General features: G+C 68.2%; 17 protein-coding genes. 7 read left to right on the forward strand and 10 right to left on the reverse strand.

The features are described from left to right. Positions 1–29: 29 nt before the first annotated feature. The gene (locus ACSNN8_RS25070) at positions 30–548 is read left to right on the forward strand and encodes a hypothetical protein (protein WP_436651992.1); all 519 of its coding nucleotides are present in this window, start codon (positions 30–32) and stop codon (positions 546–548) included. Positions 549–1,162: 614 nt separating this feature from the next. Here the strand turns inward: ACSNN8_RS25070 and ACSNN8_RS25075 are convergent. The 5 genes from ACSNN8_RS25075 to ACSNN8_RS25095 all read right to left on the reverse strand — a co-directional run bounded on the left by ACSNN8_RS25075 (position 1,163) and on the right by ACSNN8_RS25095 (position 8,147). Beyond that, on the reverse strand, positions 1,163–2,191 hold the full coding sequence (locus ACSNN8_RS25075) for a serine hydrolase domain-containing protein (protein ID WP_436651993.1): 1,029 nt from the start codon (positions 2,189–2,191) through the stop codon (positions 1,163–1,165). A 187-nt stretch (positions 2,192–2,378) separates the two neighbouring features. After that, a complete protein-coding gene (locus ACSNN8_RS25080; protein ID WP_436651994.1) occupies positions 2,379–5,132 on the reverse strand; it encodes an aminotransferase class I/II-fold pyridoxal phosphate-dependent enzyme in 2,754 nt (917 codons plus the stop codon). A 29-nt stretch (positions 5,133–5,161) separates the two neighbouring features. Next, positions 5,162–6,403: an allantoate amidohydrolase gene (locus tag ACSNN8_RS25085; RefSeq protein ID WP_436651995.1), complete on the reverse strand. Its 1,242-nt coding sequence runs from the start codon at positions 6,401–6,403 to the stop codon at positions 5,162–5,164. Then, the gene (locus ACSNN8_RS25090; protein ID WP_436651996.1) at positions 6,396–7,544 is read right to left on the reverse strand and encodes an FAD-dependent oxidoreductase; all 1,149 of its coding nucleotides are present in this window, start codon (positions 7,542–7,544) and stop codon (positions 6,396–6,398) included. Before ACSNN8_RS25090 ends, ACSNN8_RS25085 begins: the two co-directional genes overlap by 8 nt. Positions 7,545–7,550: 6 nt before the next feature. Next, the gene (locus ACSNN8_RS25095; protein WP_436651997.1) at positions 7,551–8,147 is read right to left on the reverse strand and encodes a HutD/Ves family protein; all 597 of its coding nucleotides are present in this window, start codon (positions 8,145–8,147) and stop codon (positions 7,551–7,553) included. 122 nt (positions 8,148–8,269) lie between these two features. Here ACSNN8_RS25095 and ACSNN8_RS25100 point away from each other — a divergent pair, with 122 nt between their 5' ends. After that, the gene (locus ACSNN8_RS25100) at positions 8,270–8,962 is read left to right on the forward strand and encodes a GntR family transcriptional regulator (RefSeq protein WP_436651998.1); all 693 of its coding nucleotides are present in this window, start codon (positions 8,270–8,272) and stop codon (positions 8,960–8,962) included. A gap of 11 nt (positions 8,963–8,973) precedes the next feature. Here the strand turns inward: ACSNN8_RS25100 and ACSNN8_RS25105 are convergent, their stop codons facing one another. Further along, the gene (locus tag ACSNN8_RS25105; protein ID WP_436651999.1) at positions 8,974–10,479 is read right to left on the reverse strand and encodes a PucR family transcriptional regulator; all 1,506 of its coding nucleotides are present in this window, start codon (positions 10,477–10,479) and stop codon (positions 8,974–8,976) included. 124 nt (positions 10,480–10,603) lie between these two features. On the opposite strand from ACSNN8_RS25105, the gene gabT reads away from it, so the two are divergent. The 3 genes from gabT to ACSNN8_RS25120 are packed head-to-tail and all read left to right on the forward strand — an operon-like array spanning position 10,604 to position 16,487. Next, entirely contained in the window at positions 10,604–11,956 is a 1,353-nt protein-coding gene (gene gabT, locus ACSNN8_RS25110; protein WP_436652000.1) for a 4-aminobutyrate--2-oxoglutarate transaminase, read from the forward strand. Positions 11,957–11,988: 32 nt separating this feature from the next. Then, positions 11,989–13,461 carry an NAD-dependent succinate-semialdehyde dehydrogenase gene (locus tag ACSNN8_RS25115; RefSeq protein ID WP_436652001.1) on the forward strand — a complete coding sequence of 491 codons (1,473 nt, stop codon included), beginning with the start codon at positions 11,989–11,991 and terminating at the stop codon, positions 13,459–13,461. Continuing rightward, positions 13,458–16,487, forward strand: a complete 3,030-nt coding sequence (locus ACSNN8_RS25120) for an NAD-glutamate dehydrogenase domain-containing protein (RefSeq protein WP_436652002.1) — start codon at positions 13,458–13,460, stop codon at positions 16,485–16,487. Before ACSNN8_RS25115 ends, ACSNN8_RS25120 begins: the two co-directional genes overlap by 4 nt. A 10-nt stretch (positions 16,488–16,497) precedes the next feature. Here ACSNN8_RS25120 and ACSNN8_RS25125 read toward each other — a convergent pair whose 3' ends face one another. Together ACSNN8_RS25125 and ACSNN8_RS25130 are read right to left on the reverse strand one after the other, a co-directional pair. Continuing rightward, positions 16,498–17,772 carry a C45 family autoproteolytic acyltransferase/hydolase gene (locus tag ACSNN8_RS25125; protein ID WP_436652003.1) on the reverse strand — a complete coding sequence of 425 codons (1,275 nt, stop codon included), beginning with the start codon at positions 17,770–17,772 and terminating at the stop codon, positions 16,498–16,500. Between the two features lie 54 nt (positions 17,773–17,826). Then, positions 17,827–19,566, reverse strand: coding sequence for a biotin carboxylase (locus tag ACSNN8_RS25130; RefSeq protein ID WP_436652004.1), 1,740 nt, complete (start codon positions 19,564–19,566; stop codon positions 17,827–17,829). A 360-nt stretch (positions 19,567–19,926) separates the two neighbouring features. Between ACSNN8_RS25130 and ACSNN8_RS25135 the strand changes: the two genes are divergently transcribed. Further along, complete coding sequence (locus ACSNN8_RS25135) at positions 19,927–20,838, forward strand: proline dehydrogenase family protein (protein WP_436652005.1); 912 nt, start codon at positions 19,927–19,929, stop codon at positions 20,836–20,838. An 81-nt stretch (positions 20,839–20,919) separates the two neighbouring features. Then, positions 20,920–22,551, forward strand: coding sequence for an L-glutamate gamma-semialdehyde dehydrogenase (gene pruA / locus ACSNN8_RS25140; protein ID WP_436652037.1), 1,632 nt, complete (start codon positions 20,920–20,922; stop codon positions 22,549–22,551). Positions 22,552–22,610: 59 nt separating this feature from the next. Here the strand turns inward: pruA and ACSNN8_RS25145 are convergent, their stop codons facing one another. After that, positions 22,611–23,663, reverse strand: a complete 1,053-nt coding sequence (locus ACSNN8_RS25145) for a proline racemase family protein (protein ID WP_436652006.1) — start codon at positions 23,661–23,663, stop codon at positions 22,611–22,613. A gap of 25 nt (positions 23,664–23,688) precedes the next feature. Beyond that, the gene (locus tag ACSNN8_RS25150) at positions 23,689–24,669 is read right to left on the reverse strand and encodes an Ldh family oxidoreductase (protein WP_436652007.1); all 981 of its coding nucleotides are present in this window, start codon (positions 24,667–24,669) and stop codon (positions 23,689–23,691) included. Positions 24,670–25,055: the final 386 nt, after the last annotated feature.

Consider the following 25,055-nt stretch of genomic DNA (forward strand, 5'->3'; position numbering starts at 1 on the left):
GGGTTCCAAGCTGTGAGGTAAGGCGGATCATGGTCCTCGGGCTGCCGGTATCGGCCGCCGGCGTTCCACAACCTCGTGGCGTCGGCAACGCGTCGCCGCTCAATGACGGCGCGTCGGCGGTGCTGCCCGGCAGCGCGGACGCGGCCGGACGGATCGGCAGCGCGCCGATCGCCCGGATCGCCGACCGCGGGGTGACGGCGGTCGAGCCGCCGATGTTCGGCTACGCGCCGGTCGAGGCCGCCGGTCGCGCCCTGCGGCGAGCCGGGATCACCTGGGCCGACGTGGCCGCGGTCGAGCTCAACGAGGCGTTCGCGGTGCAGTCCATCGCCTGCGTCGACTCCTGGCTCCACGAGGGGCTGCGCGACCCTGAGATCGTCAACGCCCGGGGCGGCGCGATTGCCATCGGACACCCGCTCGGCGCCTCAGGCGGGCGCATCCTGGCCACACTTGCCGCCCGCCTGCAGGAGTCGGGCGGGCGCTGGGGCTTGGCCGCGATCTGCATCGGCGTCGGCCAGGCCCTCGCCGTGGCGCTGGAGAACGTGGCCTGACGGCGACGCTCGGCGACAGCATGGCCTCGTTCGCGAGAGGGGACACCAGATCCTCGCGCGACTGTTGCGTCGCGTGGGTGTCCCACCTATTGCAGGATTGACAATCTTTCGCCGCGAACGGGTACTTCCTCAGTCTTTGATGTGAACGGCATGCTGAGGCGGTGGAGGAAGGCCTGGCACAAGTTCTCGAGGCGCAACTGAGGCGCGGGCGACATCATCAAGGTGACGCCCTTTGGAACAAAGCTCGTGAGATCGCCGACCGACTTTTCGCCGATGTCGAAACGCTAAGGAACGAGGCGCTGAAGGGTGTAGCCATGGGAATCCACGTCCTTGCGCACGAGCAACTCGGCAGTCCTCCGTGCGACTCGGCCCGCGGTTGGTCGAGCACTCGTGCGACTGAATTACGGCGCCGGGTGGACAAACGTGGTGGAGGGCGGTCAGTCGTGGAAATAGCGACGGTTCTTCTGCATGACAACCTTGCAAGTGGGGGCACCATGAAGGTGAGTGAAGCTTTCAAGTATGCCGTCATGCTGTCGCGATAGGCGCGTTCCGGCCGAGGGATGCTGCGGCAGTGAGGCCGGCTGAGCGGATCAGCGCTCGGGCAACCGTCGAAGTCACAACGCTGGGCGGGTCAGCGTGGCGCCGATGGCGTCGAAGCATCGGATGGTGTCCTCCAGCATCGTGGGCGCCTGGGCGTCGGGCCAGGACGACAGCTTTGCGGCGACGGTCGCCGTGGCCGGGTTGACGTAGAGCATCTGTCCGTAGATGCCGAGGCACAGCAGGACCGGCCCGGTGTCGCGAGGCAGGAACCAGAACTGGTTGCGGTACCAGCCACCGGGAAGGTAGGGCCCGGACGCCGACTCGGCGAACGCGCCGAGAACATCAGCGTCGACGTTCCAGGAAGCGTTCAACCATTCCGAGGGAACGACGACGCGGTCCTCCACCTTCCCGTCCGCCAGCAGCATCAGGCCGAAGCGAGCCAGGTCGCGGGTGGTGGAACACATGCCGCCGTCGTGGACGGCCGTGCCGACGCCGTCGCACGTGATCTCCGCGTCCTTCTCCGCCCCGATCGGACCCCAGATGAGCTCGGCGATGAGGTCCGCCATCCGCCGGCCCGCGGCTCGTTCGCACACCCAACCCAGAACGTCCGTCTCGCAGGACCGATACTCAAAGACACCGCCGTGATCACGCGCCTGTGTCAGGGTCGCCAGGTAGGCGTACATGGACTGGGGAAGATCGATGCGGGTCTTCGGCCGCCAGCCCATCGCCTCCTCGATGACCCGGACTTCGGCGTCGAGATCGGTGTACTGCTCGCTGAACTTGATTCCGGACCGCATGTCGAGCAGGTCGCGGATGCGGGCGCCGCGGTATCCGCTGACGGCGAGTTCGGGAATGTGGTCGGTGACAGGCTGGTCGAGGTGTACTACGCCCCAGGAGACCAGGTTCGCCACCACGCATCCGACCACGGACTTGGACATGGACATGAGCAGGTGCGGGGTGTCGGACCGGGTCTCGCCGTGATAGCGCTCCAGGACCACGCGGCCGCGGTGCACGACGAGCACCGCATCGGTGAAGGTGTCCTCGAGGACGTGATCCACGTCGGTGACGGTGCCGGCCAGACCGCGTACCGCTACTTCACCCACCGGTTGAGGATCGACGACCAACGCCGTCGGCGGGCTCGTTCCGCGGCGGATCCGTTGCGTCGGAACGACCTCCCGCAGATGGGAGAACGACCAGCGGTTGTACGGCGGATCCTGCCAGTTGGCCAACGTCACCTGTGCACCTGGGACCGGGGGAAATCCTTGCATGAGCATGGCGGTGGCGAGCCCTTCAGCGGGGAGCGGCCTCGGTATCGGCAGCTTCGTGGTTGTCCCACCGGCTCAGCGCCGACTGGGTGAAGACGGAGAAGCCGGCTCGGGGTTCGTACCCGTGGATCTCCTTGACGTCGAGCTGGGCGATGAACTCCAGAATCTCGCCGGAGATCAGCTGCCCGGGGACGAGGATCGGGAATCCGGGCGGGTACGGCACGACGAAGGTGGTCGACACCAGGGAGTCGCCCTTGGCGAGCATCTCGCTAGCGGTGGCGAGGTCGACGTGCTCCCGGTCGGCCTCCTCATAGCTGGCGTAGTAGGCGCTGCGCATGTCGCCGGCCGGAGATTCGGGCCGGCTGCGGAAGGCAGGAGCGAAGGCGCTGAAGTTGGGCAGCGACGGCAGATCGCGGGTGACGGCATCGACCCTGCGCTGATAGGACTGACGGGCGACGCGGCTGGCATTGGCGTGACTGGCGCTGATCTCGAAGGCGACACGCTGCAGAACGTCCAGCAGGTACTGCACGCTGGACCAGGTGACGCCGATGGTGAAGTTGAGCAGAACGGTGTTGATCGATGTCTTGTTGATCTGAATGCCCCACCGGTCCATGAGGACGTCCTGGCGGAACTCGAAGCCGTTCATCCCGGTGTCGCCGACGTACAGGGTGACGCGGGTCGGGTCGAGGACGAACTCGGCGTGCTGCCAGGCGTCGTCCCACTTGGCCAGGTCGGCCTCCTCGATGCGCTCATAAGACGTTCCGGCCGAGGCACGGAACTTCTCCGGGACGAGGTCCGCCTCGTCGAGGATGCGGAACCATTGACTGATCACCGGGTCGCGAGCGACACGGTGGCGGAAGGCGAGGGCCATCCGGTACGCCGTACGAACCAGCTCGAATCCCTCGAGGTCGACCTGCCGGCGGGCGAGGTCCAGGGACGCGGTGAGCTCCTGGTTCGGCGAGGTCGAGGTGTGGGCGAGGTACGCCTCGTAGAACGGCTCCCGGGCGAGCCGGTCGAAGTCCTGGTCCCAGATGTGGATCATCGAGCCCTGGCGGAGCGCGGACAGGGACTTGTGGGTGGACTGAGTGGCGTAGACCCGCACACGGGCCAGATCGGGGTCGGCCATCAGCGGGTGCGCGGACAGTTCGGCCGGATCGATGCCGTCCATGCTCGCCCGCCAGCGCTCGTACTCCTCGCGGTACTCGGCGCCGGCAAGACGTTCCTGCAGGCTGCGGGCGGCAGGCATGGCGGTGCGCTGGCGGGCGTAGGGAACCGCGGTGGCGAACGCGTACCACGCCTCATCCCACAGGAAGCAGATGTCCGGTTTGATGGCCAGGACCTCTTGCATGACCTGCAGCGGGTTGGCAACCACGCCGTCGAACGTGCAGTTCGTCAACAGCAGCATCCGGACGCGGTCCAGTTCGCCGATCGCTTCGAGGTCGAGCAGAGCCTGCTTGATCGTCGCCAGCGGCACCGCCCCGTACATGGCGTATTCGGGCAGTGGGTACGCGTCCAGATAGACGGGCTGGGCGCCGGCCAGCACCAGGCCGTAGTGGTGCGACTTGTGGCAGTTCCGGTCGATCAGCACGATGTCGCCCGGCCGGGTGAGCGCCTGGACGACGATCTTGTTCGCGGTCGAGGTGCCGTTGGTGGCGAAGTAGGTGTGCTGGGCGCTCCAGGTGAACGCGGCCTTGGTCATGGCGTCGCGGATGCTGCCGTGCGGGTCGAGCAGGGAGTCCAGCCCACCGGCGGCCGATGAGGTCTCGGCCATGAAAATGTTGCGGCCGTAGAAGTCGGCCATGTCGGCCAGTGTCCGGGAGTTGAAGACGCTGGCGCCGCGAGCGACCGGCAGGGCGTGGAACTGCCCGGTTGACGAGTCGGCGTAGGCGCGCAGGGCGTCGAAGAACGGGGCACGATAGCGGCGGCGTAGCCCGGCGATGATGGTGGAGTGCAGGTCGGTGGGGTCGTTGAGCCGGTAGAAGGTCCGGTTGTAGGCGCGCGGTGTGCCGGTGCCGCCGGCGGCGATCGACTCTCCGTGCAGGGAGTACAGGTCGATGTGCGGGCGCATCTCGCGCAGCGCTTCACCGGCCTCCTCCCAGTCGTAGTGTTTGGTGGTGCGGGCGGTCCAGTCGTCGACCTGAAGCAGCGCCGACGCGAGGGGAGTGCGGCGCTGCGAGCGCAGGGGAAGGTCGTGGCGGATGACGGCCGCCTGGATGTCGCCGTTGAGGGCGACCGCAGTGATGGCTTCCTCGATGCTGTCCACAGTCAGCACGCCGTACACCGTGTCATCGGACGGGAGGCGCATTGCCTCCAGAGCCTGGCGCAACGGCTCTCGCGCAGTCTCCTCCGTGTGGTCCGCCAGCAGCACAGTGTGGTACTGCCGGCGGGCCTGGGTTCCCGCGGGCTCACGATCGGGTGATCCGGCACCGGCGTTCAGCAGGGCGGCGCGGTCGCCGTAGGTGCTCAACAACTGGGCGGTGCGGGTCACCTCGTCGGCCAGCCTGCCGAAGTGGGCCTCAGCCATGAGCTCTCGTAGCCGGCGCAGTCCCGCCTCGCCCGGATACAACCAGTACCGCTCGTATGCGTCGAGCTGGTCGAGGAGTCGAGCGACGTGAGCTGCGTCGGTTGTCGTGTCCCGGCCGGCGTCATGCAGGGCGGCCAGCCGCCGACAGGTTTCGTCGAGGGCCTGCCAGACGTCCAGGCGCCGGTACGCCGGATTTGCCAGCGCGGCCATGGTGGAGACGTGGAGCCGGTGCGGGCGGTACGGCTGGATCGGCATGTGCTCACCCCTGGGGGACGGAATCGGTGTCAGCGGCCGGGTGTGGTCAGGAGGTCGCTCAGGACGGCGGTGAGAGCGTGCGCTCCGACTTCGGCGTCGGCGGCCTCCACGTGCTCGCTCGGTGAATGGGAGACACCGGTGGGGTTACGGACGAACAGCATCGCGGACGGCCGGACGGCGCTCAGGACACCAGCGTCGTGGCCGGCGCCGGTGGCCAGCAGTGGTGCTCCAGGCAGTGACGCGCTGAGGCGAGCGTTCAGGCCGTCGTCGAAGTGGACGGTCGGGCTGAGCGATTCCTGCGCCAGTTCGGCCGTGCAACCCTCCGCGGCGGCGACGACCTCGGCACGCTGCCGGACCGCCTCCACGATCGCGGTGGTCACCGCGTCGTCGGGATGACGCACGTCGAGCCACAGATCGACTCGTGAGGCGATCACATTGGTGCCGCCTGGAGTGGGGATCAGCCGGCCGACGGTCGCGCGGGCGACGGGGTGGGCGCGGGCGATGTCGCGGACGGCCGTGATGATCGCGCCGGCGGCAACCATGGGATCGTGCCGGTCCTCCATCAGAGTCGTCCCGGCATGGTTGCCCTCGCCGGAGACGGTCAGGCGCCACCGTCCATGGCCGAGGATCGAGGTGCCGATGGCAACCGCCCGGTCGAGGTCGGCGAGCCCGCGGCCCTGTTCGACGTGGAGTTCGACGAAGACCCCGATGCGCCGCAGCGCCTCCTCGTCGTGCCCGAGCCGGCCAGGGTCGAGCCCGTGTTTCGCGGCGGCCTCGGCAAACGTCGTTCCCTCGCTGTCGGACAGCCGGGCGGCCGCCTCGGGTGACAACTGCCCGGTGAGCAGGCGCGATCCGAGACAGGCAATACCGAAGCGCGATCCCTCCTCCTCGGGGAAGACGGCGATGGCAAGCGGTCGATCCGGTTGCACGCCGGACCAGTTGAGCTGGTCGACCGCGACAAGCGCGGACGCCACTCCGAGCGGCCCGTCGAACGCACCGCCGCCCGGCACCGAGTCGAGGTGGCTACCGGTCACGACGGCGTTCTCCAGCGGGGCACGAGCCGGGTTCCACCAGGCCCAGATGATGCCGTTGCGGTCCGTCTCGACGTCCAGCGAGCGGCGGCGGGCGTTCTCGACGAACCAGTCACGCAGGTCCGTCTCGGCCGGCGAGTAGACCGGCCGGGTGTACCCGCCTCGGCCGGTGTCGGCGCCGACACCCGCAATCTCGGTGAGCAATGCGGTGACACTCGAGGCAGGCCCCGGATCAGACATGAGCGGCTGCTCCGATCGCGCTTGCGGTGAACCTTTCCGGCACTGGGGCGGCGCCGGTGGCTGCGTCGGCGGCGATGTCGCCGATCACGGGGGCGAATTTGGCGCCGTGGCCCGAACACGGGGAGAGGAGTGTGATGCCGTCGATGCCGTCGACAAGGAAGTTCTCGTTGGCAGTGTTGGTGAACAGGCAGGTGGTCTCGGCGTACGGCTCAGGCACCAGTCCCGGCAGGTAATGCTGGACGTACTCGACGATTCGCTGCCGGTTCGCCGGGTCGATGACGCCGTCCTGGTCGAGCGCCGACGGGATGCGGCGGCCGCCGTTGTACTCCGCCAGCTTCTGTCCGCGGTAGTCCGCGTCGCGCCCACCGGGCAGGCTGTATGTCTGGATCGCCTCGCTCTTGTGGATGAACGTCGGCCACACCGGGCCAGATGCCGGCTCATCCCGGTACGGGAAGTGGTACGCGTACTCCTGGCTGACCTGCAGAGCCGGCACCGTCGCGCGGAAGGCGGCCGGAAGAGGCAGCTGGTCGAGCAGGGCCGGCAACCAACCACCGGACGCGACGACGATCCGCTCGGCGTCGATCGTTCGTCCGTCGCCACTGTTCAGCCGGTAGCCGTTCGCCGTGGCTTCGACTCGGCTCACAGGCCAGGGCGAGAAGAACTGGGCCCCGTGATGCCGGGCGGCGTCAAGCATGGTCGTCACGGTGGTCTCGGCATCGATGACCCCAGCGCCGGGGTGCCAGAGCACATCGGTGTCGACGCCGATCTGCGGCCAGCGTGCCCGAGCCTCCGCAGCGCTCAGCAGTTCGTGCTCGACTCCGGCCGACTCCAGCACCGCGGCCAGCGTCTTCGGGTCGCGGATGGTGCCGAAGTCCAGCGACCCGGTGGCCGTGATCAGCCGGTTGCCGCTGAGGCGCTCGAGCTCGTCGAAACCACCGCGGGCGCGGATCACCAGCTGAGTGTAGAAAGCATCCGGATAGGCGTAGCGGAAGATGCGCGCTGATCCGTGAGAGCTGCCGTCATGGGCGGCGGGCCGGGTTCGTTCCAGGACGGTCACCTCGTGCCCGCGGCGGGCGAGACTCCACGCGGTGGCAGCACCGGCCAAGCCGGCTCCGATGACGACGTACTGCGACGCATTCACGACCGGTCACTCCAAGGGGGCGGTTGTCGGACGATGGACGTGGACGTTGCCGAGCAGGACGAGCGCAGCGGTGGCCGATGCGGCGTCGATGCGAATGCCTTGTCGGCCGAGCACGAGCGTGTCGAAGGGAGACAGCGACTGATCGGCGACACCCAGCCGGCCGCTCAGAACGACGACAGCCGCGGCGTCGCGGTCGGAGAGCTCGGTTGTTCCGATCAGCTGTCGCACCTCGAGCCGGCCGTCGAGGCAGTCACCGGTCATCAGGTTCAACGCCTGGCAACCGTCCGGTGCGGACACCACCTCCACGTCGGCGGCGCCATCGAAAACGACGGACTCGGTGTGATGAAGGGTCGTGGCACAACCATTGACGGACAGGCGCAAGATGTCGCCGGACGCAAGCAGGAGGGTCCGCCGAACTCCCGGCAACACCGAGAAGGGACCCGGTGACTGGATGGTCGCCAAACTGAGGCGCCACGCGAGCCGATCGTCCTGCGCTTGTTTGTAAATCTCCCTGGTTCGGCCTCTGCCGTTCGCCCACGGAGCCTCGGCTACGTCTTGGGTCCGAATCACCTTGGCCGGCTCCGACTGATCGGCGACCCACATGTTTTCGAGCCTCCGTCTTCATCTCGGCAGCCCGCTCGACAAGTGCTGGACGTCGAGCAGCCGCGACCCGGAAGGCTGACCAGATTTCTGAAATTTCAGTGATGGTACCTACACTGGAAAGCGTGAGTCAACAGCCCCTGAGTTCAGGCGAGGAGTTCCCGACGGGATCGGCCGGCAACGGACGTGGGCGTCCACGCCTGGTCGATCATGCGTATCAGGAGATCCGTGATGACTTGATCACACTGCGGATCGAGCCAGGTGCGCCGCTGGACGAGAAGCAGTTGAGCACGGCGTTAGGCGTCGGGCTGACTCCGGTGCGAGATGCGATCAAGCGGTTGACACTGGAGCGGCTTGTGGTGATCTACCCTCGGCGGGGAACCTTCGCCGCGGAGATCAACATCAGCGACGAGCGATGGCTGACGGAGGCGCGGACCGGGCTGGAAGGGCTGGCGGCCGCGCTGGCGGCGCAGCGGGCGACGGACGCCGATCGCGCAGAGCTGCTCGAGCTGGCGCAGAAGCTCGACGCCGCGAGGTTGTCGATGTCGTACATCGATCACGACGCAGCGGTGCACCGGGCAATTTATGCCGTGGCGCGCAATCCGTACCTCGAGTCGACGTTGAACCAGTACACGAACGCGGCTTTGCGAATCTGGCACTACGCCCTGCGGAATCTGGGGTCACACACACCCCGGGCCTGTGATCAGGCCGAGGTCATCGACGCCATCGTCACGCGTGACGGCGAGCGGGCGCGCGCGGCCGCGGAGGCCCATCTGCTCGACTTCTCGGTGGAGGTCCGCCGCCTCCTGCGTACCTGAGCAGCAGGCCATCATCCGGCTCGGCGCAGGATCTCGACGGCGGTCCACAGCTCGACGCGTCCGCGAGGGGTGTCCGGGTCGCGTCCGGTGAGGTCGGCAATCCGGCGCAGTCGGCGACTGACGGTGTTGCGGTGGACGCCCAGCGCCGCAGCGATCACCGTGATCTGCCCATGGTGGTGGTGAAACGCGTCCAGCGTGGCGAGCAGAATGGCGTTCTCCGCGGAGTCGGCCGCCAGTGGCCCCAATACCGTGCGAGCGAATCCGGTAGCTGCCGCATCGGGAAGCAGTGCCGGCAGCCCCGCATCCACCACGTCGGCCCATCGTGCCAGCGGCCGGTGGGCCGAGGCGTGGGTCAGGGCTTCGCGGGCTGTCGCGTCCGCCATCGCCAGATCGTTCAGCGGGCCGGTGTCGCCCACCCCTGCTCGCACGCCGGTACCGAGGATCGCGAGGGTGTCCGCCGCATCGGTCCTCGCGTCCAGCAGCGCCACCGGCTGCCGGTCGGTGGCTGACAAACCCACGAGCCGGGACGAGGGATGCGTCGCGGCCCACCGTTCGAGGGTGGCAAGCGTGAGGGCAGGGTCGGCGGCGGTCAGGCGCACCACCTGGAAGGAAGGACCGCGAAGCGGTGCCGCCTGCGCGGCGCGGAGAGCCAGGAAGGCCTGGGCCGATTCGGCCCGGCCGACGAGGAACAGATCCAGCGCAGCCGCGCGGATCTCCCTTGCCGTGGTAAGCGCGTCGGCGCGCCGCTCGAGGTCGAGCGACAGGAGGGAAGCCGCTATGGCGACGGCGTTGCGGGCAGCGCCGTCCCACGGTGACGGTGTCGAGATCACCAGGTACGCGGTGGGGTCGCCGCTGAGGCCGAGAGGCTGGATCGACAAGGAACCGCTCGGGCCGGCCTCGGTGTGCGAGGCGCGCAGGCCACGCGGACGCAGGCGCTCGATCAGGCGGTCCAGATCTCCCGGCAGGTCGGGCGGAGGCCGATCGGCGACGCTTGTCGGCGGCGGCAGGATCACCCGGGCCTCGTTGTCGCAGACCACCACGTCGCCGCGTACCAGGCGGGCGAGCCGAGCCAGGATGGCCGACGCCCCCTCCGTGGCGGCGGCTGCGCGGGTGAGCTGTTGAAGCGCTCGTTCCTCTGCGCGCTGCACCAAGCGCGCGACCGCGCGGCTGACAGCGACGAACGGCACCGGGCGCGGAACGGTGAACAGCGCCAAGCCGCTGCTTCGCGCCGCCGCCACCAGCGCCAACGGGGCTTCGGTGAAGGTCAGTCCGACGCCCAGCCCGAGGCCGACGGCTCCGGCGTCACGCAGGCGCCCGACGTAATCGCGCCATTCTTCGCGGTCCCACGTCGCAGTGGCCAGCCCGGTGGTCAGGACGATCTCACCGCCCTCGAGAAACGGCGCCGGGTCGTCCAATTCACTCGTCGCCACCCACCGGACCGGCGTTCCGGCCGGGGCCTCAACCAGCACTGTCAGTCGCAGCGAGGGAATTCGGAAAACCTCGTCCAGAGTCGGCATGCGCCCATAGTGCACCCCGAACGCTCATCGGTGGTGCGATGTGGCGCTGGTCAGAGCCTGCAGCCGCTCCTAGCGTCGTGAGCTGAGCCCGAAATTATTTCGTCATCACGCCGAGGAGGACGCCATGACCATGAGCACCGTCAGCACCGGTGGCCCTACGCTCCCGCAGGTCCGCCGGCTGGTCACCGATACGCCAGGTCCGCGCTCCCGGGCTCTCGCGGAACGCCGGTCGGCGGCCGTGGCCGCAGCAGTCGGCAGCGTCATGCCCGTGTATGCGGCCGCGGCCGGTGGCGGTGTGGTCGTCGACGTCGATGGCAACTCCTTCATCGATCTGGGCTCGGGAATCGCAGTCACCTCGGTCGGCAACAGCGCGCCCATGGTGACCGAGGCGGTGGCCGAGCAGGTACAGCAGTTCACCCACACCTGCTTCATGGTGACCCCGTACGACGGGTACGTCGCGGTTGCGGAGATGCTCAACATGATCACTCCGGGCCGCCACGAGAAGCGTTCCGTGCTGTTCAACAGCGGCGCCGAGGCGGTCGAGAATGCGGTGAAGATCGCGCGATCGGCGACCCGCAGGTCCGCTGTCGCCGTATTCGACCACGCTTACCACGGCCGTACCTCCCTGACCATGGCTATGACGGCGAAAAGCATGCCGTACAAGCACGGGTTCGGCCCCTTCGCGCCAGAGGTCTACCGTGCTCCGTTGTCGTATCCGTATCGGGACGGAGGCCTCGACGGTCCTGCGGCCGCGGCACGAGCCATCGACCAACTCGAGCGCCAGGTCGGAGCCGAAAACCTCGCGGCCGTGGTCATCGAGCCGATCCAGGGCGAGGGCGGGTTCGTCGTACCGGCGCCCGGCTTCCTGCCGGCGCTGGCGTCATGGGCGCGCCATCACGGCATCGTGTTCGTCGCCGACGAAGTGCAGACCGGCTTCGCCCGGACCGGCGCGATGTTCGCCGTTGAGCACGAGGACGTCGTACCGGACCTGATCGTCACGGCCAAGGGCATCGCGGGCGGGCTGCCCCTGGCTGCGGTCACCGGCCGCGCCGATTTGATGGATGCCCCGCATACCGGCGGGCTCGGCGGCACGTACGGAGGAAACCCGGTCGCCTGCGCCGCGGCGCTCGCCACCGTGGCCACCATCGAGCAGGACGGCCTGGTCGCCCGGGCCACCGCCATCGGCGACCGGCTGCTGGCCGGGCTCCGGACCATCCAAGCTGCCGATCCGCGCATCGGTGACCTCCGTGGTCGCGGAGCGATGATCGCCGCGGAGATCGTCCGGTCCGGCAGCACCGAGCCCGACCCGGACACCACCAAGGCCTTGGCCGCCGCCTCCCACCGAGCCGGGCTGATCGTGCTTACCTGCGGCAGCTACGGCAACGTCCTGCGGTTTCTGCCACCGCTCACGATCGGCGACGCTCTGCTGGCTGAGGCGCTCGACGTCCTCGCCGACGTGTTCGCGGCGACCCGCTGATCCCCGTCCTTCCCTCCACCCCGGGAGTTCCCATGACTTCATCAACTGTCGCCGCCCCCACACTGCCCGCCGACCCACCGCTGAACCCCTGGATCGGCGGCAGTGCACAGCGGACGGCCACTTCCATAGCGGTGCTGAACCCCGCTACCGGCAGGTCGATCGCCGACGTGGGCGACACCGAACCGGCAGCAATCAAGGCCGTCGTCGACGCCGCGGCGGACGCTCTACCCGGCTGGGCCGCCACTTCACCGCGGCACCGGTCCGAGTGCCTGGCCCAGGCCTTCACGTTGATGCGGGCCGAAAGCGAAGGACTGGCCCGGCTGATCACTCTGGAGAACGGCAAGGCCCTCGCGGACGCCCGCGCCGAGGTGACGTATGCCGCCGAGTTCCTGCGATGGTTCGCCGAGGAGGCGGTCCGGATCGGCGGCGCGTACGGTGAGGCGCCCGCCGGTGGGGCGCGGACCGTGGTCCGCCGCCGCCCGGTCGGGGTCAGCCTGCTCGTGACCCCCTGGAATTTCCCGGCCGCGATGGCGACCCGCAAGATCGGGCCGGCGCTCGCTGCGGGCTGCACTGTTGTGCTCAAGCCTGCGAGCGAGACCCCGCTGACGGCGCTGGCCCTGGCCCGGCTGCTCGAGCGGGCCGGGGTCCCGGCGGGCGTGGTCAACGTCGTCCCGACCAGCCGTTCCGCCGCGGTGGTGTCGGCCCTGCTCGCCGACCGGCGGGTGCGGAAGCTGTCGTTCACCGGATCGACCGAGGTCGGCCGCATACTGCTGCGGCAGGCGGCCGATCGCATCGTCAACCCGTCCATGGAACTGGGCGGCAACGCTCCGTTCGTCGTGCTGCCCGACGCCGACCTGGACGCTGCGGTGGCTGGCGCGCTGGTGGCGAAGTTCCGCAACGGCGGGCAGGCGTGCACGGCGGCCAACTGCCTGTTCGTGCACACCGACGTGGTCGACGAATTCACCGCGCGGTTCGCCGCCGCCGTCGCCACGCTGCGCGTCGGGCCGGGCCTCCACGACCGCACTGCCATCGGGCCGCTCATCTCGGCCGCTGCGGTGGCCGGCGTGGCCGATCTCGTCGACGAGGCAGTCGCACACGGCGCCCAGGTCGTACACCGCACGCCGGACATGCCGGACGAAGGATTCTTCTACCCACCCACCGTGCTGCGTGACGTGCCCAGCGGTTCCCGTCTCCTCGCCTCGGAGATATTCGGCCCGGTCGCACCGATCGTGACCTGGAGCAGTGAGCAAGACCTGCTGACGGCCCTCGACCAATCGGAGTACGGCCTCACGGGCTACATCTACTCCGGCGACGCAGCCCACGCCATGAGGCTAGCCGAGCAGATGGACATCGGCATGATCGCCGTCAACCGCGGCACCGTCTCCGACCCGGCTGCGCCGTTCGGCGGCACCCGGCAGAGCGGCCTCGGCCGGGAGGGCGGACCCGATGGCATCGAAGCATTTCTCGAGACGCAGTACCTGAGCGTCGATTGGCGGACGCCGTGACCAACCAACGCCCCGAGCTGACCATGGAGCCCGGTGACCGGCCGAACTCCGTGCGATGCACGATCACCTGGCCCGGTGCCCTGCCGCGGCTGGCGGAAGTGGTGCCGCTGTTCGACCAGCTCGGCGTCTCGGTCGCCGACCACATTCCGCTGGACCGCACCGACCCGATGACTCCCCGCGACGCGTACGTGCTCGAACTACCTGCGTCCGGCAGCGGAAACGCCGATGCGCTGCCCAGCGCGTTCGCGGCGGCGTGGACAGGCGACACTGAAGTCGATGGTCTGTCGCCGCTCATCCTCACCGCGGGCGTGAGCTGGCGCGAGGTGGCCGTCATCCGGGCCGCCTGCCGCTACCTGCGACAGGCGGGCCTGCAGTTCAGCCCCGCTTACATCGACGAGACCGTCCGCGCCTGCCCTGCATTCGTGTGCGCCTTGCTGACGGCCTTTCACGCCCGCTTCGATCCTGAGCACACCTGTCCTTCTCGCGCCCGAGATGCAGCGGCGCACGTCGACGAGCTCCTCGCCGGAACAGCGACGCTGGACCAGGACCGCATCCTGCGCGGCTTGCGGGATGTCTTCGCGGCGGTCCTCCGGACCAACTTTTATCAGCAGGAGGGCGACGGACGTAGTAAGCGGCATGTGACCTTGAAGATCGACTCGTCCGGCCTGGAATTCCTGCCGCTGCCACGGCCCGCGGTGGAGACGTTCGTGTCCGCGCCGACGGTGGAGGGCCTGCACCTGCGCGGCGCCCGTGTAGCCCGAGGTGGCATCCGGGCGTCCGACCGCCCGGAGGACTTCCGCACCGAGGTGCTGGGGCTGATGAAGGCACAGCTCGTCAAGAACGCGGTGATCGTGCCTGCCGGAGCCAAGGGCGCCTTCGTCGCCCGCGGCGGGGCGGACGTCCGTGATGCTTATGCCACCTTCGTCGGTGGGCTGCTCGACGTGACTGACAATTTGGTCGACGGTGAAATTGTGCCCCCGGCCCGTTGTGTCAGCTATGACAGGCCGGACCCGTATCTGGTGGTGGCCGCGGACAAGGGGACCGCCACGTTCTCCGACCTGGCCAACGCGATCGCCGCCGAGCGTGGTTTCTGGCTCGGCGATGCCTTCGCGTCCGGCGGTTCGAGCGGGTACGACCACAAGGGCATGGGCATCACCGCCCGCGGCGCGTGGACGGCGGTCACCCGCCACTTCGATGAGATCGGCATCGACGTGCGCACCGAGCCGGTCTTGGTGGCCGGTGTGGGCGACATGTCCGGCGATGTGTTCGGCAACGGGATGCTGCGCTCGCGGCAGTTGCGGCTGATCGGCGCCTTCGACCACCGGCACATCTTCCTCGACCCGGATCCCGATCCCGAGATCTCCTTTCGCGAACGCGCCCGCCTTGCCGCCCTGCCCGGCTCGACGTGGGCGGACTATGACCCCGCTCTGATCTCCGCGGGCGGGGGAGTGTTCCCGCGCGGCGCCAAGAGCGTCCCGCTGTCGCAGCCGGTTCAAGCTCGGCTGCAGGTCGATGCCGATGAGCTGCCGCCGGCCGAGGTGATCCGTGCGCTGCTGCGGGCACCCGTCGACCTGCTGTGGAACGGCGGCATCGGCACATACGTCAAGGCGTCGACCGAATCGCACGCGGACGCCGGCGACCGCGCGGGCGACCCGGTCCGGGTCGACGCCGACTCTCTGCGGTGCGCGGTGATCGGGGAAGGCGGCAACCTCGGGCTGACTCAGCGGGCCCGCATCGAGTTCGCGCGCCGGGGTGGCCGGTGCAACACCGATTTCATCGACAACGCCGCCGGTGTGGACACCTCGGACCGGGAGGTGAACCTCAAGATCCTGCTCGACGGGGCGGTTGCCGACGGCGAGATCGGCCGCGACGAGCGCAACAGGTTGCTGCGCTCACTCGAGGACGAGGTCGCCGCGGCCGTCCTGACCGATACGGCGCGTCAGGTGCGCGCCATCAGCGTCAGCCTCGCTCAGGCCCCGTTCCTGCTCGATCGGCACGCCCGCCTCATTCACAATCTCGAGGAGCAGGCCGGCCTGGACCGGTCGGTCGAACACCTTCCCACCGAGGCAGACATCGAGCGGCGCCGGTCCCGGGGCGAAGGGCTCACCCGGCCGGAGCTCGCCGTGCTGCTGGCCTATTCGAAGAACCTGGTGCGCGCAGAGCTGCTGGCTGCCGGCCAACCCGAAGACCCGGCGCGAGTCGCCGCGGGCTACTTCCCCCGTGACGTCCGGGACCGGTTCGGCCATCGGATCGCCCGGCACCCGCTGGTCCGCGAGATCGCCGCGACCATGCTGGCCAACGACCTCATCGATCGCGTCGGACCGGGGTTTCTGTACCGGCTGGAGGAACGCACCGGGGCGGCCACCCCCGCTGCCGCGCGCGCATTCGCGGCCGTCCAGCAAGTGTTCGACTTGCCCTGGGCGTCGGCCGACGCCCTGGCGCCGGCCGCCGAGCAGGCAGTCCTGCGGGAACTGCAGGCTGTCGCCGAGCACACCGCCGAGGCTCTGCTCTACCGCGAGGATGTCGCCGGTGCCTACCGTCGGTACCGGGCTCCGGTGGGTGAGCTGGCCGCCTATTCGGCCGGTTCGTCTCGCGCCCGTGCGCGACGCGACCGGCTGGTTACGGCCGGGGTCCCCGAGGAGCTGTCGGCGCGGGTCGCCGTGCTGGCGGGGCTGACGCACGCGCTTGACCTCGTTGACGCCGCAGTCGAGCTTGGTGAGCCGGTCACGACGATCGCCGCTCGTCATGACGCGTTGGGGGAGCGCTTCGATCTCCCGTGGCTCAGCGACCAGCTTGAGCCGGCGCCGGCCGACGCCTACTGGACACAGGCCGCCAAGGCGGCACTACGCGAGGAAGTCGTCGAACAGTGGGTACGGCTGACCCGGGCGTCGGTCGCAGGTCTCCACCCGCCGCCGGATCGGGTTCGAGCCCTGGTTGATCAGCTCCGTGCTCAGGCAACGGTGGAGTTTGCGATGCTCGTGGTGGCGGTGCGGGAATTGCGCCGGGCGGCCGCCGCGCGCGATTGACGAACCGTCGTCACCTGGCCCGCCACCGCTCCCAGGCGGCCTGCTTGCTGGTGCCGGCCAGATCGGCCACCCCGGACCAGGAGACCTGCTCCGCCAGCGACCGCGCGGAGGTGCCCAGAGATTCCCCGGTGATCCGGGTCAGGCGCAGGAGGTGGCCGAACGCCTCGCTGTCACCGCTGCGTGCCAGCGTGGTGATGGCTTGCTCGGCCAAGTCGGCCAGCTCGGCCGGCGTCGCACGATCCAGCTGGTCCGGGGTCCACATGTCTCCAGACTGCTGAGGCGCCATGGGTTCGTCAACCGATTCCCTCGCCTTGCTGGGCCCCGGCAGGGCGACCGTGTGGACAGCGTCGGGGGAGTCGAAGTCCCGACGCCACACCGATCCCGGCCAGCGATACTCGAGCGTCCCCTCGTCGGGCCGGTAGACCGCGGTGTACATCGTGCCGAACCCCCGGGCGTACTCGGTGCGGTGCAGCGGAGGCTGGAGGAACGCTTCGATCATCGCCTCCTCGCCGGTTTGTTGCGCGAGCAGGGCGAGCAGGGTCTGCTGGCGCTCGACGCTCTGCAGCGACCGGGCGTGAGCGGGATCGTCGGGTTCGGTGCCCCGGTGGTTGGTGGTGGCCCGCAGAGCGGACACCTCGGCCGGCGCACCGGGCCGGACGAACACCGTCGCGGAGTTGCCCGCCCGGTCGAGCAGCATGAGGTTGTAGGCCATGTTCACCGGCACCCTGCGCAGGACGGCCACTGCATCCGCGAGGGTGGCCGCGGTCTCCAGCACGTACCGAACTACGAGGGGGATAGCGAAGCCCGGCCGACGCGCCGGATCCCGCACCGCGGTCAGCGATACGACCAAGCCGGCGTCGTTCATTCCGTCCACCAGCCCCCAGAGGCAGTCGCCGGAGCCGATCACGCGCCGCCCGGTGAAGGCGCTGGAGTACACCACCCGTTCGCACAGATCCGGCCGGTAGTCGTAGTTGCGGATCAGTACCGGCCGGTCGCCGGTCAGCACCGTCTGCGAACAGCCGGTCGCGAACCGCGGCGGTTCCCACAGCGACAGCATCCGAGCGGCCGTGACGTCACCGGTCAGCTCGGCCAGCCTTTCCCAGGTGGACATGAGTTCCGGCATGTGGCGGGCCAGCATGTCCCGGGCGGTGTCCAGCGACGGGCGCGCCGCGTCGCCCTCGGCGAGATACCAGGAGCGGTATCCCGGCCAGGTCGCGTCGAACAGCTGCTTCCACCGGGGGCCGGGCAGCGGTTCGTTGATGCCGTGGAACGCAAGCGTTGTCATGTCGTCAAGGTTCCCTTGACGACTGTCAATCGTCAAGGAAATCCTGACGCCAACTTATTTCACGGCACCTGGCACTGCCGGCGGATGGCCGTCGCCCAGGGAAGCGGACCGCACCTGCCGCCGGATCCCGTCGACCCACTTGTGACACAGGGGCGTGAGGGCCGCGCGGCCGTCGCGCAGGTCGGTCTGCAGCCGGCCACGGCTTACCAGGATGCCTATGTCGGCCCCTTTGTAGAGGTAGTCGCCGGGGCCCGAAACGCGGAGATAGAAGCCGCGCCGACCGGCAGTTCCAGCAGTCAGGTCGTGCCAGTCCGTGTCGCTGTGGTCGAAGGTCAGCTCGCCGCTGGGGCGCATGCGCCAGATTCCGGTGGCCGGCGCCTCCTGGATCAAGCCGGTCTCGTCGCCGGTGTGCTTGATGACGACCTGGCTCCACACGTCGATCGTGTCCGGATCCGCCCAGCGAGCGTTGATCTCATCTACGTCGATCTCATAGTCGACGTCCAGGTACTCCAGGAGGTGGAACAGAAACAGCGGCAGCTCGGCGTAAGCGCCTGCAGTCACGTTGGTCATCGAGCTGATGCCGGACAGCCGCGGATTGAGCTCGCCGAGATACAACTCGCCGGTGTCGGTATCGACCAGGTAGTCGACTTCGAAGAACCCACGGTACCCCTCGCTGGCCAGACGATCACCCAGGTGCTGGGTGAGCACGCGGGCTCGGGCGCGCTGGGTCTCGTCAAGGACGTCGAGATAGACATCGTTGCCGGCCCAGCCACCCTTGTACGGGGTCAGCTCCGGATGACCAGTGATGTCCGACATGAGGGGACCGACCAGAGTCCCGTGGCGGGTGAGCACCGCCTCTACTGCGATCGGGCGGCAGTTGATCCGCTTCATGATCTTTAGCTCGACGTCGGTCAGCTCGTGACCGGCTGCAGCGGTGTCCCAGGCGGCGCGCGAGTCCACGAAGAACGTCGTCTTGCCCGAATCACCCCACGGCAGCTGCACCACGAGATCCGTGCCGAGCCCGGCCCCGGCAGCCAGCGCCAGCAACTGGTCGTAGGCGTCCGGGCCGCCGGCCACGCTTCCGAGCACGTTCGGCACGCTCGGCACACCGGCTTCGTTGCCCAGCCGCGTGGTGACCAGTTTGGAGTCGAGCCGATGACGCAGTGCGGCAGGAGGGAGGGCCAGATCGATGCCTCTTTCGGCGGCAAGTTGCTCGGTCCGGTCGTCGACCATGACGAGAACGGCCTTGCCGCCCGATCCCTGCTCGGCGGCGAAGGCGGCGAACTCCGGGTGGCCGAGCAGGAAGTTGTTCATCTCCTCCATCGACCCGAAGTCGTCGACCCCGCGGTACCGCGGCAGGAACACGTGCGGATGGGCACCGTCGAACGAGTCGTAGTAGTTGACGTAGTGGAAGTTGGACACCCACCGGTCAATCCCCAGCAGGTTGAACGGCGTAGGGGAGACGAAGTAGATCGGTGTTGTGTTGCGCCGGAAGAACGCGCGGATCGAGGAGACGCCGCGCAAGCGCGTCCGTGCGGGTGCTGAGGTCGCCGTGACGGACGGCGCCGCGTCTGCGCTCGTGGCTGTCGCCGGCTCAGTGTTCCGGTGTTTGGCCGGCTTGCCCGAGGGTTTCTTGGCCGCGGACTTCTTCGTGGAGAGTTTCTGGGCCGGCTTCGCGGCAGCTTTCTTGCCCGTCGCGGCAGACTTCTTGGCCTTGGCCGGCTCTGCCTTGCGGGTCGCCGTCTTGTTCTTGAGCGTCGATCTCGCCGGCTTGGCCGGGTCTGCCTCTGCCATGTGTTCTCACCTCGGGAGGTACTGGCGCTGCCGCACGAACGGTCTCGAGGAGCGTCGCGGGGCACGAGGTCCGGCAGACACGCCGGAGGACCGCAAAATCGTATGACAGAAATTTCAGAGCGGCAATGCCATGGGCAGTCTCAGTGCCACGACTCGTCTGCGGTGGCGGGCAGATGCTTCGAAAAGGACCTTCGGGGTTGGCGTGCCTCCACGCGTTGCTACCGTGAAATTTCTGTTATACGGTCTGGCTTGGTGTCGGGGTAGAACGGCATGTCCCCAGGAAGCACGCGGAGGGCAGCTGGCGACGCCCCTTTCATCGTCGTCGGGAGCCACCCCTCTGTACCTCCCGGGAGGACACACATGATCAGCCGACTTCTGTTGCATGCATCGGAAAGCAAGAAGCTCGAGCACACGGTGAGCCGATCACGGCTCACCCGGGGGCTCGTGAAGCGCTACGTCGCCGGCAACACGCTTGACGACGCACTGGCCGTCACCGCTGCACTGAAGAAGAAGAACATCGACGTGAGCCTCGACCTGCTTGGTGAATCCGTCACCGACCTGATCGAGTCCGAGCGGGCGACCAAGGAGTACGTCGAGGCCATCCAGGCCATTCCCCGGCATGTCCCAGGATCGACGATCTCGGTCAAACCGTCCCAGCTCGGGATGCTGGTCGACAAGGACGCCTGTGCGCGCAACCTGAGTGTTCTGCTCGCAGCGGCCGCGGAGAACGACGTCCTTGTCGAGGTCGACATGGAGCAGAGCGCCGTCGGGCCCAGCACCCTGGAGGCCTACCGGGCGCTCCTGCCGAAGTACACCGACACGCGCGTGGCCATGCAGGCCGCCGTCCGGCGCACCCAGGATGACTTGGAGTCCTTCACCGAGCACAAGCCGCGGATCCGCCTGGTCAAGGGCGCCTTCAAGGAGACCCTGGCCGTCGCGGTGCAGGACAAGGACGAGGTCACCTACCGCTACTTGAAGATGAGCGAATGGGCGCTGGCGAACCTGCCGGACCCGGCGTTCGGCACCCATGACGACCGGTGCATCAACCATGTCAAAGCCACCGCGGAACGCCTCGGGGTCGATCGCCGCAACTTCGAGTTCCAGATGCTCTACGGCGTACGCCGCAAGCTGTGGACCGAGCTCGTGCAGGAGGGCTACCGGGTACGGATCTACCTGCCCTACGGCACAGCTTGGTACCCGTACCTGATGCGGCGGATGGCCGAGCGGCCGGCCAATCTTCTGCTGTTCATGCGCTCACTCGTCGGAGGCTGACCGACGACCCGCCGGTGCCGCGCACGTCACCGGCGGCCACCCGTCTCGAAAGGACGTTTCATGACCTCCGCAAGCGTGACCATGACCGGAAACTTCCGGGTTCCGCGGCCGCACAACGAGCCGGAGCGCTCGTTCGCCCCCGGCTCGCCCGAGGCGGACAGTGTCCGTGCCCAGATCAAGCACATCGAATCGCAGGTACGCGACCTGCCGCACGTGGTCGACGGCGCGCGCAGCTTCGGCGGGCAGACCATGAACGTCGTCGCCCCGCACAAACACGCGCAGGTCCTGGGGCGCATCCCGATGGCCGACGCCTCCGTGACGAAGTCGGCAATCGATGCGTCCCTGCGGGCACACCACGACTGGGCCCGCACGCCATGGTGGGAGCGGGCGGCGATCTTCTTGCGTGCCGCCGAGCTCGCCTGCGGTTCGTATCGCGACGAGTTGGTCGCGACCACGATGCTGGGCCAGTCGAAGACCTTCCACCAGTCGGAGATCGACGCCGCTTGCGAGGTCGCGGACTTCTTCCGCTTCAACGTGTTCCTGGCGCAGGAGATCTACGCGGATCAGCCCTCGTCGCTGCAGGGCAACTTCAACCTGCTGGACCAGCGGCCGCTCGAGGGATTCGTCCTGGCGGTCACGCCGTTCAACTTCACCGCGATCGGCGCCAACCTCCCGTCGACGCCGGCGCTGATGGGCAACACAGTGGTGTGGAAGCCGTCCGAGAAGGCAGCGCTCAGCAGCGACGTCGTCATGCGGCTGCTCGAGGAGGCCGGTCTGCCCCCGGGCGTGATCAATCTGGTGCATGGATCCGGCAAGGACGTCGCGGCGACTGCCGTCGCCCAGCCGGAGTTCGCCGGCCTGAACTTCACCGGCTCGACCCAGGTCTTCCGCGCCCTGTGGAAGACGGTGGCCGACAACCTGGACTCCTACCGGTCGTTCCCCCGGCTCGTCGGCGAGACGGGTGGCAAGAACGCCGTCGTGGTGCACCCCAGCGGCAACTACGACGCGATCAAAACGGCGCTCATCCGCAGCTCGTTCGAGTACCAGGGTCAGAAGTGCTCGGCAGCGTCCCGCGCCTACGTGCCACGGAGCATGTGGAACCGGCTGCGCGACGACATGGTTGAGACGGTGCGGACGCTCAAGGTAGGCGATGTCGCCAGCCACGAGACCTTCGTCGGCGCAGTGATCGACGAGGCGGCACTGCGACGCATGGAGAACGCCTTCCAGCGTGCCTCGGACCTCGACAGCCACCGACTGCTCGTCGGCGGCTCGGTCCACCCCGAGGAGGGCTGGTTCGTCGAGCCCACCATTTTCGAGACCACGGACCCGCACGCCTTCACCCTCGCTGAGGAGTTTTTCGGCCCGTTGCTGACGGTGTTCGTCTATGAGGACGAGAGCTGGGACGAGGTCCTGCCGCTGGTCGACGAGGCGAGCCCGTACGCGCTCACCCTGTCCGTCTTCGCCTCCGACCGGCAAGCTATCGCGCAGGCCCTCGATGTGCTGCGTAACGCCTCAGGTATGACGTACGTCAATGACAAGCCGACCGGCGCATTGATGGGCCAGGTCTCGTTCGGCGGCGGCCGAGCTTCGGGCACCAACGACAAGACCGGCTCACGGCTGTCGCTGCAGCGATGGCTCAGCGGCCGGTTCGTCAAGGAGACCCTGAGCCCGGCGACGGACTGGACCTACCCGTACCTGGATCGCTCTTTCTGATCTGGCAGCCACCTCCAGCCCGGGCGCCGCGCAGTAAGCGGCGTCCGGGCTTGCCTTTGTCAGGCCCAGAGGTCGCCGACCGTGAAGCCGGTGGGGAAGGGGTCGGTCGGGTCGAGAACGTGCGTGGTGAACCCGGAGATCCACGCCTGACCGCCGATAGTCGGGACGACACCGGGCCGGCCCGCGATCTCCACCTCGTCGATCAAAGTGCCGGTGTAGATGTTGCCGAGCAGACCCTCGTGCCGGAACGGCTGGTGCAGTCCGAGCTCGCCCTTGGCATGCAGAACGGCCATCTTCGCGCACGTGCCCGTACCGCAGGGACAGCGGTCCAGGGCGCCGGTCCAGGTGGCGGGGTCGTCGAGACTGATCGGGCCGCTTGCCATGGTCACGGTATTGCGCCAGTCGGCGCCCGGACTCTGCGTCGGACCGGACAGCTGCGCGATGGTGATGCCTATGCCGGGGTAGTCGGGATGGGACACCCTCAGCTGATCCTGCGCAGCCCTCAGAATCAGAGCCGAGATACGCGAGATCTCCCCACCGTGCTCGGGTCGCAGCTCCAGGCCCCGGAACTGGCGTACATCGGCGATGACGTAGAACATGCCGCCCCAGGCGACATCAACGGTGACCTTGCCGAGGGTGGGCACGTCGATCACGGCGTCGAGATGTGCAGCGAAAGCTGGAACGTTCGTGAACGTCACTTGGGTGACCTTGGAGTCCCGGCATTCGGCTCGCACGTCGATGAGCCCGGCCGGCGCTTCCAACCGGAACTCGGTCACCGGCTCCTGCATTGCGATCATGCCGGTCTCGAGCAGCACCGTGGCCACGGCGATGGTGTTGCCACCGCTCATCACCGGGTACTCGATCTGCTCCATGATGATGTAGCCGGCGGCGGCGTCGGGGTGCTTGGCCGGAACGATCAGATTGACGCACAGCGGCGGGTATCCCCGTGGCTCACGCATCATCAGCAGGCGCAGGTCGTCGTCGTTCTTGGCCAGCCACTGCATCTGCTGATAGACGGTCTCGCCCGGGATGGTCGGCACGCCACCGGTGACGACCCGCATCGGCGTGCCGGAATGCGTTTCCACGGCTTGGATCATCCGCTTGAATCTCATGACGTCTCCTCGTCGACGCGCGGTGTCAGCGATCGTTGATCGGCACGGCGCTGCTCTCGAGCCGGGCAATGATGCTCTCGGGCAGCCGCAGCTGCTTCACGAGAGGCAGATGTCTGCCGAAGTCGATCCCGAAACGTGTGTGTAGCCGTTGCAGGTGGTCCTCCACCCGGTCCAGGTAGTCGGAGGCGAACGCTGTCGGATCCATGGCGGCCAGGAAGAGACCGACGCGCGGCGGCTCCTTACCGGACGCGAAATCGGGCGCGTCCATCGAGAACGACGCCCCGGACAGCACGGACAGCAGCTCGATCACCACGGCGATGTTGCTGCCCTTCACCCCGCCGAACGGCAGCAGCGGTCCCAGCAGGGCAGCGGCGGCGTCGGTCGTCGCCGCTCCGTCGGCGTCCAGTGCCCACCCCGCCGGTATCGGCTCGCCGGCCGCCGCCGCGTCTCTGATTCGGACCCAGGCCACCGCGCTCGACGCCTGGTCGATGATGCGCGGCGTCGGCCGTCCCGGTAGTGCGAACGAGAACGGATTGGTCCCGGTCACCGCCGCGGGCGCGCCGTAGACCGACATCAACGCCGGTGAGTTCGCCCCGGCAAGGGCGACCAGGCCATCGGTCGCCATCTCCGACGTGTAGTAGCCGAGTTCTCCGACTGTGAAGGCGCCGCTGATGCTGAGGACGGCGATGCCGCATTCCTGAGCCGCCGCGACGAGGCCAGATCGTGCCGCCTCGAAGGCGAGCTGGGCGATGCCGTCGTCGGCCGCAACGGTGACCACGGCTCGGCGATCGTGGCGGACGACGGGTCGGGGCTTGCCGTTGAGGCGGCCGTTTCTCAGGGCGTCCAGGTAGTCGAAAAGGTGGGCCACGCCTACGGCGGCGTTGCCGCGACGCTCAGCAGCGATTGCCGCATCGGTCAGCGCCGCGGCGGTGGCATCGTCGCCACCCGCGGCCGCGATGGCGGTCGAGCACAGTGACGCGAGCCGATCCCAGTTGACGTCGATCACGTGTATCGCCTCCCGCGAAGGTCACGTCGCGCAAACCATACAACAGAAATTTCTGCGATCTAGACCTGCGAGCAAACGGTGCCAGATGTCGAGCAATTCGAAGAAGGCGAACGCCCACGGACCACGGTGTTGACCCATGTGGCCACTCTCGATAGACTCTCGTGAAATTTCAGTCTTGGTTCTAAAGTTCGCTACGAAACGCTCCTGGAGGCGGCGCCACTCTCGCGTCGCCTCGCACCACTGATTCGATCCTGGTCGTGACAGGCCACAATCCATCCCCGCGAGCGGTTGCGGTGAGCCGTCTCCATGGTCGGCCGTCGGTGGCTAATTCTTCGCGCGCGGCCCGACGATCGCCCATCAGCGAGGACCAGACCATTAGGAGCAAC

It is taken from the genome of Actinoplanes sp. URMC 104, assembly GCF_051386375.1.
Classification (GTDB): domain Bacteria; phylum Actinomycetota; class Actinomycetes; order Mycobacteriales; family Micromonosporaceae; genus Actinoplanes.